We start from the raw sequence: 16,678 nt of genomic DNA, 5'->3' as shown, positions 1-16,678 counted from the left end.
CTAGAAGTTAAAATCTTCTTTCAATTCTTTTAAAACGATCGTGAGTGTAGAGATAATTTGGTCTAGCTGTTCTTGTATTGCTGAAGTAGGTTTATTTGAATCTGACCATTTCTCCATAGCAGCAATTTGCTTTAATAAATCAATCCCAAACATATCGATATTAGGTTTCATTTTATGAGCAAATTGATAGGCCATTTTATGGTTATCATTTTCTATAGCCGTTTGCATAGACTGCATATCTGGCGGAATCTCTTGCAAGAAAGTTTCTACAATTACACTTACAAAACTATCATCACCGCCAGCAATTTCCCTTACTTTTTCTAGGTTATAATTTTTTGTCATAGCTATTTTACATTGATAGAAAACATCTCAGTATCTCCTATACGTCCTTTTAATTTATCATCTACAGCAACGGATCCAACACCCGCTGGCGTGCCTGTAAATATAACATCTCCAATCTTAAGAGTAAAGTATTGAGAGACATAACTTATTAATTCGTCTATTTTCCACAGCATATGTGCTGTATTTCCATCTTGTACTACCGTACCATTTTTTTCTAATGTAAAGCCAATAGCGTCTACATTTTCAAACATAGTTTTAGGTAACCACTTCCCTATCACCGCAGCACCATCAAAGGCTTTAGCCTTCTCCCAAGGTAATCCTTTAGCTTTGAGATCTGATTGTAAATCACGAGCTGTAAAGTCTATACCTAGTCCTATTTCATCATAATAGGTGTGTGCAAATTTTTTATCTATATACTTCCCTATTTTCTTGATTTTTACAAGAATCTCTACTTCGTGATGCACATCTCTAGAAAATTCTGGAATCACAAAAGGATGTTGTTTCAAAAGAATAGAGGAATCTGGCTTAAGGAAAACAACAGGATGATCTGGTCTTTCGTTAGCTAGTTCTTCTATATGTTTGGCATAATTGCGACCGATACAAATGAGCTTCATAGGGTAAATATACTGTGATTTAAAATAGCTTGTTATTAAAACCTCTAAGCTTTATAGCTGTGAGTACTTTCTTTGTATATAATGGGAAATCTGCATTTTGAATCCATCCATAATATCCAGGTTCATTTTCTAATACCGCTTCCACCAATTTTCCTTTGTGTTTACCAAAAGTAAAAATTTCTACACCTTTATCATTATATCCAATAAACCCTGCAAAATCTGCTATTTTTTTACGTGTACTAAACTCAGCTAATGATTTCATATCATTTTCTAGCTCTTCATAACGATCTAATTGTGACTTTAAAACTTCATACGTCGCCTTTGTGTCTGCTGCGGCACTATGTGCATTGGTCAAGTCTTTATCACAATAAAACTTATAGGCAGCTACGAGTGTACGTTGTTCCATCTTATGAAAGATATTTTGTACATCTATTGCATTCCTATTTTTCATGTCAAAATCAATATCACATCGCAATAACTCTTCAGCTAATAATGGAATATCAAAACGATTGGAATTAAACCCTGCTAAGTCTGAATCTTTAATCAGGTTGTAAATTTCAGTGGCTTTTTCTGCAAAAACAGGAGCATCAGCAATATCTGCATCACTTATTCCGTGTACTGCTGTTGTAGCTGCTGGAATAGGAACTGTAGGATTGATACGTTGTGTATATTCTTCTTCTCTTCCGTCTGGAAATATTTTTAATATGGATATTTCTACGATTCGGTCTTTAGCTACTTGAATTCCAGTAGTCTCCAAATCGAAGAAGCAAATAGGTCTACTTATATTAAGCTTCATAAAATTTTATTGAAACACAAAAATACAATTTGAAAAGCTATCCTCCGCGCTAGAGATGGCTAAAAATATCAGAATATGTATCTTGCAGCTTTATTATTGAAGTGTCCTATTTATGAAGCTCTTTTTACTGCTATTTTTTCTTATATCTCCTTCATATGTCTTTGCTCAAACTCCAGCCGTAGAGCTCATAGAAGATAAACAGCCTAAACGCTGGACGCTCTATGCGCAAAACAATACTGATATTGAGCAGGAAGCCTTTTTAATGGTGAAGGGAGAAGGGTTTAGACGTAGTGCCGATCGCCCTATTATAAAAAAAGTTCCTCCGAATAGTAAAGTGGTCATGATTATATTGATTCCTTTAAAAGGTGCTACTCCTAGTTATACAAAGGTCTTTACCTTTGAAGAGCAATTACAAACCATCAAGAAACGTAAAGGAGAAGGACAAAAAGAGCATGTAAATTTACTTCCTGTAAACCCTGAACAATTGACCGTTTTTATAGAAAATGATTGTGAGAAATGCACGCATCTTATCAACTACCTCAGAAACAAAAGGATTAAACATCGCCCATTAAATATCAAGAAAAATAGTGCTGTATTTGATATGATGTGGAAGCATCTTAAAGATTCTGTTTCTGGAGGAGAACTTATAAAATTACCTGTATTAATGCACAAAGAAAAAATGTACTTTGATATTATTAGTATGGAACACTTTATTCAGAATTTTGATTGGAAAAAAATTGATTGGGTATACGCTTTCGTGAACCTGTCTTTGCTGGCAGGTAGGAGCGTATAAAACCATTTATATACTAATTATGAAAATTATAAAAAACAATACTCTTTATACATTCCTTTGCTTCTTTCTTGTTACTCAAGTATCTTTTTCTCAAACCGAAGAACAAAAAGCGATGGCCAAGCTTTCTTTTATGATTGGAGATTGGAAAGGAACCGGATCTTCCTATCCAAAGGAGCAAAACAAATCCTATGATGTACTTTCAAAAGTACGCTATGACTTAGATGGAGAACTATTGGTATTAAAACATAGATCAATGAGAGATGGTAAACCTGTATTGAGCTTACATACTATTATTTATTACAATGTAGAAGAAAGACAGTATTACTACTATGCCTTTAGACAAAAAGGAGTACGTCCTTTTACAGGCAAAATTGTAGACGGAAAACTCATTTGTTCTATTGGAGATGACTATCGTCTTACGTTTCAAAGGACATCAGAAGGCTTTTTTAATGAATATGGAGAAAAGCGGGTAGATGGTGTCTGGACAAAAAACTTTGAAGATCTCCTTATGCCTACTTCAGAAGTTACCTTCTAAACACTTTCTTTTTATGCTTTCGCGAAAGCGTATACGGAATACTCTTTTTTAACGTTATACCTCTATAAATCCTATATTATTATGCATAAAAAACTACCCTTCATTGTACTTTTATTCTTGACTTTTGTAGTAAAAGCACAAGATCGTCCTATCAAAATTATAGACGAACAAAAAGCAAATCGTTTATTTCTTTATGCAGTAAATGAAAACGAAAAAGACCTTGATGTCATGATTACGGTTACTGGAACTGGTTTTAGACAAAGTAAGGCTAAACCTAGACTAACTCGTATTCCTGCAACTTCCAAAGTAAATATTAAAAGTCTCATTATTGAACGTGGTAAAACACCTCAATACGAATATGAACTTGTCGTAAATGATAGTTTATCACGTAGAGCGCTTAAACGACCTTTTGAATTGATAAAAATAGAAGCAAAACGTCCTATTCTTATCTATCGGACTGAAAAATGTACTACCTGTGATACTTTAATCGCCAATTTAGAAAAGAGTATCTACCTTTTCAAAACAGAAAAATTGAGTGATCAACCTAAAATGGAAGCTTATCTTACAAAATCGTTAGCAAACTCTGCAACACCACTTGAATCACTCTCCACCCCTATTTTAAACTTAGGAGGTAAAATATTTGTAGATATAGAAACCTACGAACAACTAATGGATAAACTCAAAGAAATTGAATAGCCAATATAGTACCTATCAAATTATTTCCTTAGAATAATAGGTTGCTATTTTTTAGAATAATTAAATCCTGTGAAATTAATTTCACAGGATTTTTTGTTATGAACTCATCTTAAGAAGTCTGTAAGACATGCTAAAAATTGTACATCGAAACTACATTATTCAACATCCTATAATTCAGGTAGTAGGTATCTCTTAAAGTTAGTGGTAACCAATCGTTCATTTTAGATTCATAGTACCCTATAATTTGCTTTAAAATAGAAATGTATAAAATATAGTCTATTAAGGTTTTAGCCTTTAACAATCTCCAACACACAATATATTATACATACACAAAATAATGTACAGATTTAGCTAATAGCAAATGTATATCAAAAATACAAAATACTAAATATCAGTTAGTTATATATATAAATTGAATTGGCACATCTTTAGATAACTCTATCTAAAATTACTAACATCTAAAACTACAGTATTAAAATGAAAAAGAAATTACCACTATGTATTATTATATTTTTATGTGCTATTCAAATAGGATTATCACAAAACTTTAGATTACTAGGAACACGAGAGTTTAATACAGATTGGGATGTTCCTGAAGTTCTTGATTTCTATCAAGCTGATGATGGTTCCATCTATTATTATGTAGATGATGCATTAACTGTAAATGGAATTTCAACAAGTGAATTAGTGCGATTTAATCCTAGTATTGCCGATTGGGAAGATTTAACAAATGATACTTTTATAACTCCTCTTTCTACGCCAGGAGTAGGTGGTGTAGGACAGCCAGATGGAAGTGTGATCGCTGTACTAAGTGGATCAAATGAAGATCCAAGAATTCTTTCTTATAGTCTGTCTCCAGATGGAAGTTTTGAGCCTTTTGGCCCTAATGAAGGACTCGTTACATCAAACAACCCAGAGGAATTCGTCTTTACTCGTGTGGCACAAAGCACATCTGGAAATATATATGCAAGTGTAGGGATTGGTTCTATCAGTGTATTTATGTTTGATGGAACTGAGTGGACACAAATACCTACAGGAGGCATTAACACACAACTTGCAGATATATCTATCGCTGTAGATCAAGATGATAACTTATTTGTTTTAGGACGTCAATTTGATACAGGTAACGGACGTATTTTTAGATATGACGGAACAGAATGGATACAAGTATTTGGGGGCGGTTTTGGCTTTGATGGAACTCTCCACATCGTATCTCCAGAAGAAATTTATTTTGCTTTTGGTGGCAATGGAGGTGTACAAGTAGCTTTATATGACGGGCAAGGACAAGGTAATAACGAAGGGGTTAGCTTAATAGGAAATCTTATTCCTGTTACTGCAAATGGTGTCGGTCTTCATAGTGATATCCTTAATGCTAGTAATGGAGATTTATTTTTAGCTACAGGTAATGAAGATGGTTTTTACCGATTGAATACAGAAACTGATACGTGGGAAAGTTTTGAAAATGATGTTGCAGACGGAGGACCTATTTCAGGTTTTGATCCTATGCTTACAGAAATTGACGGCTTCATCTATAATGCATTTATAGATAATTCGGTAACTAATCAAGGTGGTGTTACTACTGTAGTCTTTAATCAATCAGTATTAAGCGTAGAAGATCAGCAAGAAGATACTAGTGATTTTACCATAAGTCCTAATCCTAGTGAAGGTCTTGTCCAAGTTGTGTTACCAAGAAACTTAGATCAAAGCCGTATTGCAGTATATGATATTACTGGGCGTTCGGTATATCAAGAAGAGGTTCAATCACAGTCACCAAGTACTACTATGAATTTAGAGACCTTATCAAGAGGTGTGTACATCGTAAATTTAATGAGTCAAAATAATCAGATACTCGAAACACGAAAACTGATTATACGCTAATTAAATAGCAATTACTATTACACATTAATAATCCTACAACATTATTTGTGAGATAAAGCTTTACACTATTCTTAAATAGGAAGCTTTATCTCACGTTATTTAATCCAAAAAAATGAAAAAAATCTTATTTACCATATTAGTGATGGTTACATCACTAATAACAGGATATGCGCAAACTCCTGCTAATGATTCCTGTGATAATGCACTACTATTAGAATGTGGCGTACCTCTTATGGCTACGACAATAAATGCTACAAATACAGATAATGATTCTTCTGGAAATCCTGAAGTTTTCTTTTCGTTTACTAGCGGTGCTGCTGCTGAAGAAGTTACATTCTCGCTCTGTAATACCGTGGATATCGCTTTTAATCCTTTAATGCGCATATACAATACAGCAGATTGTACTGTGATTAATGCACAAAATCCATTTGCAATGATTGATAGTTTCTGTGCAGACACTCCACAACTCACCATAGTAACAACACCTAATACTGATTACATTGTTTCTATAGAAACTGTTAATGTAGGTGGTGGTGGAGATTTCCTAATAGAAACCACCTGTCAGGATTTAACACCTCCACCTGCAGGCGAATGTGAATATACACTATCCTTAAACACTTCTAGTCCAAATGGATGGAGTGGTGTATTAATTGATGTATTTCGTAATGGGTTGTTAGCATTAAACAATGCAACTTTAGAAGATGGAGCATTTAGTGGAAGCATTCCTTTTTCTGTACTACCTGATGATGAAATTACTGTTTTTGTGCAAGATTTTGGAGAACGAGAATTTTCAGAGACATATCAATTTTTTGATGCTGTAGGAGAAGTTGCAAGTGTGCCTGTATTAATAGGAAGTGCCGATGTATTTACTCCCTTTACTACCTCATGTCCTGACTGTTTACGTCCTAATAATATTATGACACCACTTATTGGAGATACTAGTATTCAAATAGACTGGGATGATCAAAATGTAGACCCTATGTCTTCATCATTTGAAATAGAATGGGGAACTCAAGGATTTGAATTAGGTACAGGAACAGTTATTCCTAATCTTACTGAAACAACTTTTTTATTAGAAAATTTAGAACGAATCACTACATATGATATCTATCTACGATCTAATTGTAGTGATGGTATGACATCTACATCTGCATTAGTACAACAATTAACCGAAGGTGAAGGAGATTGTATGTATACTATCAATATGTTTGATTCTTTTGGAGATGGATGGAACGGAGATTTCCTGAGTATCTTTAGAAACGGTTCATTTTTACTCAATGTACAACTAGAAGACGGAGAATTTGGATCTGCGACCTTTCCAGTGCTTGATGGAGATGATATTACAACACAATTAAGTGACGTTGGCTTTTTCCCTGGTGAGATATCCTATGACATTGTAGATCCCAATGGAGTTACTGTAGGTAGTGGAACCGGACAAGAAGGAGGAGATATAATGCCTGGAACTATTACTACCAATTGTTCTGGTTGTCTAATCCCTACGATGCTAAATGCTGAAGACATAACAGAAACGACAGCCTCTATTTCTTGGACAGACGTTAATGATCCAGCTGCTATGTCGTATACAATTGAGTGGGGTATTTCAGGTTTTACTCCTGGAACTGGAACCGTTATAGAAAATAGTACCGAAACTTCTTTATTACTAGAAAATTTAGATCCGCTAACGACTTATGATTTTTACGTAATTGCCGTGTGTGGTGCTGATAATATGAGTTCTCTTTCTGAAGCATTTTCGTTTACCACAATTGGTGGAGATTGCGAATATTCATTAGAATTGTTAGATGATTTCAATGGCGACTGGGAAGGAGCGACGATAAGTATTTTCAGAAATGGGATCCTACTACTAAGTGATATTACCCTAGAAAATGAAGGAAACCCAATAGTACCTCTTCCTATATTAAACGGAGATGATATCACTACTATGCTCACTAATGATGGGGATTTTCCTGAAGAAATATCCTATAATATTCTAGACATTAATGGAGAAATTGTAGGAAGTGGAGATGCAAATAATAATATTGTGACAGGAACTGTAACAGCAAATTGTGCTACCTGTAATGAGCCAAATAATTTAAGTGTAAATAATATCACACAAACTTCTGCAAATGTGTTATGGGAAGATACAAATCCTAACGTTCCAGCTACTAGTTATACTGTAGAGTGGGGATTAGAAGGATTTACATTAGGAGAAGGAACAATGATAACTGGTATTACTGAAACTACAACTCTTATAGATGGTCTAGAATCAGGAACTTCTTATGAATTTTATGTTTTGGGTACTTGCGATTCTGAAATGAGTACAGCTGCGGGTCCATTTAATTTTGTCACTGCATTTCCAGAAGGCGACTGTATCTTTACTTTACAAATGCTAGATAGTTTTGGCGATGGATGGAATGGTGCTCAGATAGACGTCTTACGTAATGGAGGCCCTATTTTAAATAATGTAACATTAGGGGATGATCCGAATAATAATGGACAGATGGGTGTATTAACTTTTGAAGTTGCCGAAGGTGATGAGATCACCACTGTATTTGTTAATCCTGGTGATATTCCTGCAGACATTACCTATAATATCTTAGATATTAATAATGAAATCATCTTAAGTGGTGATCCAGATAACGATATTACAATGTCAGCACCTGTAGAAAACTGTACCGTACTTTCGGTAGAAGACAATGTCATTGAAGGGTTTTCGTATTACCCAAATCCAGCAAAAGATATATTAAATCTTACCGCTCAAACTACTTTACAAAAAGTGATAATCTATAATATATTGGGACAAGAAATGATATCACAAGAGATCAACGATATATCTACAAGTATTAATGTATCTCAATTAGCACAAGGAGCATATATTCTTAGGGTTTCTACTGATAATCAATCATCTAATTTCACATTTATTGTTGATTAATTGAAATGGATCGTTGATGAATATAAATAACTAATCCTACTAGCTAATAAAAAACCCTGCGAAACTATATTCGCAGGGTTTTTTATGTTTTATAGGTCAGTTAATAGTGACCAAAAAATAATACATTTTTAAATTTCTCTATTCATATCCCATGCTTCTAAATACTCAGCCACACGTTTTACAAATTGTCCTCCTAGCGCTCCATTTACTACACGGTGATCATATGAGTGTGATAAGAACATTTTCATACGAATTCCTATAAAGTCACCATCAGGAGTTTCTATTACTGCTGGTACTTTACGTATCGCACCTAAAGCAAGTATCGCCACTTGAGGTTGATTAATAATAGGTGTCCCCATAATACTTCCAAAAGTACCTACATTAGTTACTGTATAGGTTCCTCCTTGTGTATCGTCTGGTTTTAATTTTCCACCACGAGATCGTGTAGCTAGGTCATTTACTGCCTTTGTCATTCCGACAAGGTTTAATTGATCTGCATTTTTAATTACAGGAACAATAAGGTTTCCATCAGGAAGTGCCGCAGCCATTCCTAAATTTATATGTTTACGTTTGATGATTCGATCTCCATCTACAGAGATATTGATCATAGGGAAGTCACGTATTGCTTTTGCAACAGCTTCCATAAAGATAGGTGTAAACGTAAGTTTCTCTCCTTCCCTTTGCTCAAACGATCCTTTTACTTTTTTACGCCAGTTCCAGATATTGGTAACATCTGCTTCAATAAATGATTGTACGTGTGCACTTGTTTGTACAGAAGCAACCATATGATGAGAAATTAATTTCCCCATACGTGTCATTTCTATAATCTCATCTTCTCCATTAACACTTACTGGACTTGGTGTTGCCTTAGGAGCTGTTTTTGTTGTTTTTTGTGGTTGTGATGCAGCAGGAGCTGGTGCTTGTTTTTGAGTACCACGTGTATCGATATACGCAAGCATATCATTTTTAGTAACACGTCCATCTTTTCCTGTTCCAGCAATAGCATCTAACTCAGCTTGTGAAATTCCTTCGGCTTTAGCCATGTTTTTCACAAGTGGAGAATAAAAACGATCTCCTGAACTTTCTACAGCGGCTACAGTATCTTTAGCAACAGCTATTGTTTTTTCTACCTCAGCTGCAGCTTTTGCGACTGTAGGTGTTTCTACCACTGCTGCAGGAGCTGCATCAGAAACAGCATCACCATCTGTTTCTATAATGGCAATCGTTTGTCCTACTTGAACAACATCATCTATAGAAAAAAGCTTTTCTACAAGAACTCCATCTACCTCACTCGGAACTTCACTATCTACCTTATCGGTAGCAATTTCTAGTACCGCTTCGTCTGCTTCTATGGTATCGCCTACTTCTTTAAGCCAAGAGGTTAAGGTTGCTTCTGCAACACTCTCTCCCATCTTTGGTAGTTTAAGTTCAAATTTTGCCATTTTCTTATTTAAAAGGTGTTTTTATTAAAATTTGTGCAAAAATACTATTTTTAACGAACTTTATATTAAGAAATTCATAATTTTCTATTGTTAAAAATGAAGTACTTCTCCTCTTCCTTCCTTGCTATTACTTCCTATTGCAAAGGTAGCATTTTTAGGAATAATCTTAAATGTAAGTTGTTTATTGACTGATTCTGAAATCAATGTCATACAACCCATGTATGATAAAGATCCTACATCCAGAAAAATTTCAGTGCCTTTCTGTAATGTTTCCATATTTGTTACTTTCTTAAGATCTACTTGTAAAATCTCAGAAATTTGCTGTCCAAGCGTGTCGTTTTCTGTAGCAATTGCATACGCTGTAGGTGGTGGAGTTTGATTTTCCTGTATACGCTTTCGCGAAAGCGTAGCCAACCATAATCCAATTTTCACACCAAAAGATTCTATAGGGTTTTTCCTAAAATGCTTGTGATAAAAAATACGCATCGCCCCATAAAAACGTTTGCGATATACGGCATCTTTCGCCGTACTTTCTCCCTTATAATGCATCACTGTAGTAGCGCCGAAATAATAATTTTTATATCCTGCTTTTTCAATTGTATATGATAGATCAATATCTTCTCCATACATAAAATACTGTTCATCAAACCCTCCAACCTCTTGATAGACATCACGTTTTAAAAACATAAATGCACCCACAAGTACAGTGACAGCTCCAATTTCGGTTTGCGCAAGATCATTTACATAATACGAAGCTCCGCTACCAAATATTTTTTGAAATGCTACTTTTGGCGTAGGTAGATTACGTTTACTCTCTGGTAAAAATCTTCCTGTTCCATCAATGAGACGTGTACCTATAGCCCCAACTTTAGGGGTCTTATTTGCAAAATCTAAAAGCGCTTTAAAAGTATCTTCGGTTACAAAAGTATCTGGATTAAGAATACACACATACGTTCCCTTTGCAATGGCTACTCCTTGATTGTTTGCTTTAGAAAAGCCAACATTTTCTTCATTTGCAATTAAAACAACCTCAGGAAACGTTGTTCTGACCATCTCACAACTATCATCGGCAGAGGCATTATCTACTACAATAATTTCTGCATCGATTGTTTGTATCGCTGCTTGTACACTTTTTAAGCAAAGCTCTAAAAAGTGACGCACATTATAGTTTACTATGACGACTGAAAGTTGTTTCAAGTAGCTGTTTAAATTAGTTTTTTAATGAAGATTCAAATGGAATACGATGCAATATACTTCTTCCCAGTGTAACCTCATCTGCATATTCTAATTCGTCACCCACAGAGATCCCGCGTGCAATAGTAGAGGTTTGGATATTAAATTCTTCTACTTGTTTATAAATATAAAAATTGGTGGTATCGCCTTCCATCGTAGAGCTTAGTGCAAAGATGATCTCTTTTACTTCACCCTCTTTTACCTTTTCTATTAATGAATAAATATTAAGTTCTTGGGGTCCAATACCATCTAGCGGACTAATTTTTCCACCTAATACATGATAGAGTCCTTTATATTGACTTGTATTTTCTATAGCCATCACATCTCGTATATCTTCTACAACACATACCAAAGAAGCATCTCTATTTGGATTTGCGCAAATCTCACATAAATCTACATCAGAAATATTATGACAGTTCTTGCAAAACTTAATGGTATCTCGCATGGTCAATAAAGCTTCTGCAAGATGATGCGTCTGTGTTTCTGGTTGTCGTAATAAATGTAACACAAGTCGTAATGCTGTACGTTTCCCAACGCCAGGTAATTGTGACATCTCATAGACGGCGTTTTCGAGAAGTTTTGAAGAAAATTCCATGATCGTAAACTTACAACATTGGTTAATTAAAATAGTTTTAGTTATTTATCTAAAAGAACGAATAAATATCAAGACATCTATCAAAAAATAAATTACCATAATAAAACCGATAATTACCATACAGAATTTAATAGTCTTTAGGTATTTATTCTGTAATCGTTGGTTTTCTATAGATTCTTCTAACAATTCTCTTTTACTCATATCTTGAACCTTAGAAGTTTTTTTAGACATGGGTTCTTCTATAGGCTTTGAAAACCATGCTTCTTCTTCATCTTCTACTCCTTTATTAAAAAAATCTGCCATACTATTAATTCTTATCTTCTAGTAAAGGTACAAATCGAAACTCCCCAAATTCTTTTTTCTCAAACTTAGTCGCTTCTACTCGTACAAACAGCGTCATTACTTGAGGGTCATCTCCTACTGGAATCACAAGCCTTCCTCCTATTTTCAACTGACTTAACAATGGTTTAGGAACATATGGCGCTCCTGCCGTTACAATAATACTATCAAAAGGAGCATACTCAGGCAATCCTTTATAACCATCGCCAAAACTTAAAAATTTAGGTCGGTATCCTAATTTAGATAAAAAGAGTTTTGTCTTTTTAAACAACTCTTGCTGTCTTTCTATAGAATATACTTTAGCTCCAAGTTCGCATAAAACAGCTGTTTGATATCCGCTTCCTGTACCTATTTCTAGTACTTGATCTCCTCGTTTTACTTGGAGTAGTTCACTTTGAAAAGCAACAGTATAGGGTTGTGAGATTGTTTGATCTGCTGCAATAGGAAATGCTTTGTCTTGGTAAGCATGATCTTCAAAACTACTATCCATAAAAAAATGGCGTGGTATCTTTCCTATAGCCTCAAGTACAGCTGTATTTGTAACTCCTTTCTTTTTGACAATTTCTACCAATTGCCTACGTTTTCCTTGATGACGAGTAGTATCCTTCATTGGCATAAAAATACAGCTTTAATTGAGCTTTCAAAGAAAACTCATCCTAGATTAATTAACATCTTTTTTCTCTGTGAGATTCTTAAAAAAAATCCCTGAAATAACCTTATTTTTGTGTAAAAATAAACCCTATGCTTAAAGCTGGAGTATTAGGTGCTGGACACCTAGGTAAAATACACTTACGCCTTTTACAACAATCTGAAAATTATGAGCTTATTGGTTTTTACGATGCTTCCCCTGAAGTACGCAAAGCCATTGCTGATGAATTTGGGTATACCCCTTTCGACACCATGGAAAGCCTCATAGAAGCATGTGATATGGTAGACGTTGTTACCCCTACTACCTTTCATTATGAATGTGCAAAGAAGGTTATTACTGCTGGAAAGCATTTATTTATAGAAAAACCGATTACAAACACGATTGAAGAAGCTGAAGAACTTCTCGCACTTGCAAAAAAACACAATGTATCAGGACAAGTAGGTCATGTAGAGCGTTTTAATCCTGCATTTATGTCTGTAAATAACGCCATACAAAGCCCAATGTTTATAGAAGCGCATAGACTTGCAGAGTTTAATCCTAGAGGTACCGATGTACCCGTGGTATTAGACCTTATGATTCACGATATAGATGCTATTTTAAGTGTAGTAAAAAGTCCCGTAAAAAATGTATCTGCTAGTGGTGTTTCTGTAATTAGTGAAACCCCAGATATTGCCAATGCACGTATAGAGTTTGAAAACGGATGCGTAGCCAATCTTACCGCAAGCCGTATCTCGCTTAAAAGTATGCGTAAAGCACGTTTTTTCCAGAAAGACGCCTATATCTCTGTTGACTTTTTAGAAAAGAAAGTGGAGGTTGTAAAAATGAAAGATGCTCCTGAACAGCCGGATGATTTCGCTATGATTCTACAAAATGCAGAAGGCATAAAAAAGCAAATCTATTTTGATAACCCAGATGTACCGTCTAATAATGCTATTCTTGATGAATTGGACGCTTTCGCGAAAGCAATAAAAACCAACACTACACCCGTAGTGTCATTAGAAGCTGGTACCGAAGCTTTACGTGTCGCAAAAATGGTCATTGCCAATTTCTAAAAAATAAAAAGATGTCAATATACAGAATAGTCATAGCTATTTTTATACTATCTACCGCAACAATTACTGCACAAAAGAAAGCAGAAAAAGTGGAACTCATTGATATGGCGAAGGATTTAATTATCACCAAAAAACAAGAATCTAACATCAAACAAATTTGGTGGATTCCTAGTGAATATTGGAGAGTTGCACTTACCGATTCTCCTGATATTGGAGAAGAGATTATTACAGATATCGAAACCAAATTAGTAGGATATTCTATTTTTTCTGTAGTAAATTCAGATATAAGCCCATTTACTGGTTTTAAGAAAAGAGATGCAACCATCACCATTATACATCATAATGAGATTTTATCTCCTTTAACTGAAGAAGAGATTCCTGCAGATATAAAAGAGCTTGTAGATGTTTTTAGACCTACACTTGCGAGTATGGTTGGACAACTAGGTGAGCAAATGGTATTTTATGTATTTAAAAATGAATTAGAAGATGGCACGACTGCCATCTCTCCATACAATACAGGAAAGCTTTATGTAAAAGTAAATGATGAAGATTTTAACTATCGTCTTCCTTTACAATCTATGGTAGCCAAAAAGAAATGTCCTGAAGATCAAGAGTTATTGAATGGAAACTGGGACTATTGCCCTTGGCATGGAATACAATTAATTGAACAGAAATAACGAATAATAAATAAACAGGTTTTCGCTTTCCTGACTACTGGCAGGCAGGCGCGAAATGTTATACTGAGCGTGTCGAAGTACAGAGACACAATTGAATAATTAAAATTAAGATTTCCGTTTTCACGGAAATGAAACTATAGAATATTATGAAAAACATAGCCGTTATAGGTGCAGGAACTATGGGTAATGGAATTGCTCACACATTTGCACAGAGTGGATTCAAAGTACAATTAATAGACATCTCTCAAGCTTCATTAGATCGAGGAATGGCTACAATTACAAAAAATTTAGATCGTCAACTAGCTAAAGAGCGAATCACAGAAGCGCAAAAACAAGAAACATTAAGTAACATCACCACATTTACAAATTTACAAGATGGGGTTGAATATGCAGGTCTTGTTGTAGAAGCTGCTACAGAAAATGTAGATCTTAAACTAAAAATATTCAGAGATCTAGATGCGGCTACAGGTGAAGATACCATCTTAGCCACCAACACATCTTCTATTTCTATTACTCAAATTGCTGCAGTCACAAACCGTCCTGAACAAGTAATCGGAATGCATTTTATGAATCCAGTACCGATTATGAAACTCGTAGAGATTATACGTGGTTATAATACGAGTGATGAAGTCACTACGACGATCATGGAAATGTCTAAAGAGTTAGGTAAAGTTCCTGTAGAAGTGAATGATTATCCTGGCTTTGTGGCAAACCGTATTCTAATGCCAATGATTAATGAGGCTATTGAAACCTTATACAATGGTGTTGCTGGTGTGTATGAAATTGATACCGTGATGAAACTTGGAATGGCACATCCAATGGGACCTTTACAATTAGCTGATTTTATTGGACTTGATGTTTGCCTTTCTATTCTTGAAGTGATGCACGATGGGTTTAAAAATCCTAAATATGCACCATGCCCATTATTAGTAAATATGGTACGTGCTGGGAAATTAGGTGTGAAATCTGGAGAAGGATTTTATGACTACTCAGAAAGTCGCAAAGCTGAGAATGTAGCAAAGATGTTTGCCTAACCTGTATATCAAATAATGAAAAAGAGCATATATGAGTTGACAAAAGATGACTGGAACACCCTGTTTCCTGTTGCACTTGTTGATCATAATCCTATATGGAAAGAGTTATATAAACAAGAAGAAAAACGAATTATTGATATCTTAGGGAATGCTATTTTAAGAATAGAGCATTTTGGAAGCACTTCTATTCCTACTATCAAAGCAAAACCATATATAGATATTATCATAGAGGTTTCTAAAGAAGATCTCTTTGAAGAACATATTATAAAGAGTTTTGCATCCTTAGGCTATGTCTATTTTGAAGTCCCTAAAAGAGATGGGATAGAAGCGTATATGTCTTTTGGAAAAGGATATAACCTTGATGGTAAAAAAGAACAGATCTATCATATACATATGTGTCCAAAAGACAATTATATGTGGCAACAAGTTGACTTCAGAGATTATTTGAATACACATGTAGATAGAGCAAAAGCCTACGAGCAATTAAAAGTTGAATCTGCTTCTAAATATAAAAACGACAGAGGGAATTATGTGCTTTCTAAAACTGATTTTGTTAACGAGACATTAGCTATTATTAAAAATGAGCTCCTCTAACGAATGCAACAGATAACCACACACCCATATCGTTTAGAAAAGAAAAGATATTTCCATCTACTCATAAAATTATTTTTTAAACGAAAATGGTATCTCATTACACTCCTTACTGGAATTGTTATTTATAACATCTCAACGTTTTCTGAAAATAATTTTGCGCGTTTCTTTATCATTTTTGGTATTGCATATATTCCTATACATCTTTATAGAATTCATAGATGGGTCTATTCAAAAAATAACGCTAATTATTTTATAGAAAGCGTATTGACTGCAGACAACTCATTTCTATACTTTAAAGATATTGCGGATAATGAAACAAAAATAAGTATTGCTACATTTGTTAAGATGACGCAAACTGAAGACGAATACTTGTTATATTTATCTCAGAATAATTTTAGCTATATTCCAAAGGCTGCTTTTAAAACAGAGGAAGATTGCCAATACTTTGAAGAAATTATAAACCAAAATAGTATTTCATAA

At 34.6% G+C, this 16,678-nt stretch carries 18 protein-coding genes; 10 read left to right on the top strand and 8 right to left on the bottom strand.

Annotation, left to right across the window (positions count from 1 at the left end; translation table 11 throughout):
• The 3 genes from Q1A60_RS12025 to Q1A60_RS12015 are packed head-to-tail and all read right to left on the bottom strand — an operon-like array spanning position 1 to position 1,752.
• Positions 1-342 (bottom strand): Hpt domain-containing protein, encoded by a 342-nt coding sequence (locus Q1A60_RS12025; protein ID WP_299766621.1) that lies wholly within the window; start codon positions 340-342, stop codon positions 1-3.
• Positions 343-344: 2 nt separating this feature from the next.
• The gene (locus Q1A60_RS12020) at positions 345-956 is read right to left on the bottom strand and encodes a fumarylacetoacetate hydrolase family protein (RefSeq protein WP_299766624.1); all 612 of its coding nucleotides are present in this window, start codon (positions 954-956) and stop codon (positions 345-347) included.
• Positions 957-975: 19 nt separating this feature from the next.
• Complete coding sequence (locus Q1A60_RS12015; RefSeq protein WP_299766626.1) at positions 976-1,752, bottom strand: 3'-5' exonuclease; 777 nt, start codon at positions 1,750-1,752, stop codon at positions 976-978.
• 112 nt (positions 1,753-1,864) lie between these two features.
• Between Q1A60_RS12015 and Q1A60_RS12010 the strand changes: the two genes are divergently transcribed.
• The 5 genes from Q1A60_RS12010 (at position 1,865) to Q1A60_RS11990 (ending at position 8,583) form a co-directional block, all read left to right on the top strand.
• Complete coding sequence (locus Q1A60_RS12010) at positions 1,865-2,545, top strand: hypothetical protein (protein ID WP_299766628.1); 681 nt, start codon at positions 1,865-1,867, stop codon at positions 2,543-2,545.
• A 19-nt stretch (positions 2,546-2,564) separates the two neighbouring features.
• Entirely contained in the window at positions 2,565-3,080 is a 516-nt protein-coding gene (locus Q1A60_RS12005; protein ID WP_299766630.1) for a hypothetical protein, read from the top strand.
• A gap of 81 nt (positions 3,081-3,161) precedes the next feature.
• Positions 3,162-3,776, top strand: a complete 615-nt coding sequence (locus tag Q1A60_RS12000; RefSeq protein ID WP_299766632.1) for a hypothetical protein — start codon at positions 3,162-3,164, stop codon at positions 3,774-3,776.
• Between the two features lie 477 nt (positions 3,777-4,253).
• Positions 4,254-5,654 (top strand): T9SS type A sorting domain-containing protein, encoded by a 1,401-nt coding sequence (locus Q1A60_RS11995; protein ID WP_299766634.1) that lies wholly within the window; start codon positions 4,254-4,256, stop codon positions 5,652-5,654.
• A 112-nt stretch (positions 5,655-5,766) separates the two neighbouring features.
• Positions 5,767-8,583: a fibronectin type III domain-containing protein gene (locus Q1A60_RS11990; RefSeq protein WP_299766636.1), complete on the top strand. Its 2,817-nt coding sequence runs from the start codon at positions 5,767-5,769 to the stop codon at positions 8,581-8,583.
• Between the two features lie 128 nt (positions 8,584-8,711).
• On the opposite strand, the gene Q1A60_RS11985 is transcribed toward Q1A60_RS11990, so the two are convergent.
• From Q1A60_RS11985 to Q1A60_RS11965, 5 genes are all read right to left on the bottom strand, one after another.
• A complete protein-coding gene (locus Q1A60_RS11985; protein ID WP_299766638.1) occupies positions 8,712-10,025 on the bottom strand; it encodes a dihydrolipoamide acetyltransferase family protein in 1,314 nt (437 codons plus the stop codon).
• A 90-nt stretch (positions 10,026-10,115) separates the two neighbouring features.
• Positions 10,116-11,222, bottom strand: coding sequence for a glycosyltransferase family 2 protein (locus tag Q1A60_RS11980; protein WP_299766640.1), 1,107 nt, complete (start codon positions 11,220-11,222; stop codon positions 10,116-10,118).
• Positions 11,223-11,235: 13 nt separating this feature from the next.
• Positions 11,236-11,853 carry a recombination mediator RecR gene (gene recR / locus Q1A60_RS11975; protein WP_299766642.1) on the bottom strand — a complete coding sequence of 206 codons (618 nt, stop codon included), beginning with the start codon at positions 11,851-11,853 and terminating at the stop codon, positions 11,236-11,238.
• Positions 11,854-11,898: 45 nt separating this feature from the next.
• A complete protein-coding gene (locus Q1A60_RS11970; RefSeq protein ID WP_299766644.1) occupies positions 11,899-12,156 on the bottom strand; it encodes a hypothetical protein in 258 nt (85 codons plus the stop codon).
• Positions 12,157-12,160: 4 nt separating this feature from the next.
• Positions 12,161-12,802: a protein-L-isoaspartate(D-aspartate) O-methyltransferase gene (locus tag Q1A60_RS11965; protein ID WP_299766646.1), complete on the bottom strand. Its 642-nt coding sequence runs from the start codon at positions 12,800-12,802 to the stop codon at positions 12,161-12,163.
• A gap of 131 nt (positions 12,803-12,933) precedes the next feature.
• Here Q1A60_RS11965 and Q1A60_RS11960 point away from each other — a divergent pair, with 131 nt between their 5' ends.
• From Q1A60_RS11960 to Q1A60_RS11940, 5 genes are all read left to right on the top strand, one after another.
• Positions 12,934-13,893 carry a Gfo/Idh/MocA family oxidoreductase gene (locus Q1A60_RS11960; RefSeq protein ID WP_299766648.1) on the top strand — a complete coding sequence of 320 codons (960 nt, stop codon included), beginning with the start codon at positions 12,934-12,936 and terminating at the stop codon, positions 13,891-13,893.
• An 11-nt stretch (positions 13,894-13,904) separates the two neighbouring features.
• Positions 13,905-14,570: a hypothetical protein gene (locus Q1A60_RS11955; RefSeq protein WP_299766650.1), complete on the top strand. Its 666-nt coding sequence runs from the start codon at positions 13,905-13,907 to the stop codon at positions 14,568-14,570.
• Positions 14,571-14,716: 146 nt separating this feature from the next.
• Entirely contained in the window at positions 14,717-15,604 is an 888-nt protein-coding gene (locus Q1A60_RS11950) for a 3-hydroxybutyryl-CoA dehydrogenase (protein WP_299766653.1), read from the top strand.
• A gap of 15 nt (positions 15,605-15,619) precedes the next feature.
• Positions 15,620-16,198 (top strand): GrpB family protein, encoded by a 579-nt coding sequence (locus Q1A60_RS11945; protein ID WP_299766655.1) that lies wholly within the window; start codon positions 15,620-15,622, stop codon positions 16,196-16,198.
• 3 nt (positions 16,199-16,201) lie between these two features.
• Positions 16,202-16,678 carry a YcxB family protein gene (locus Q1A60_RS11940; protein ID WP_299766657.1) on the top strand — a complete coding sequence of 159 codons (477 nt, stop codon included), beginning with the start codon at positions 16,202-16,204 and terminating at the stop codon, positions 16,676-16,678.

Source organism: uncultured Dokdonia sp. (assembly GCF_947492535.1).
Classification (GTDB): domain Bacteria; phylum Bacteroidota; class Bacteroidia; order Flavobacteriales; family Flavobacteriaceae; genus Dokdonia.
The sequence above is the reverse complement of the archived record's forward strand: the minus strand, read 5'-3'. Positions and strand labels throughout refer to the sequence as shown.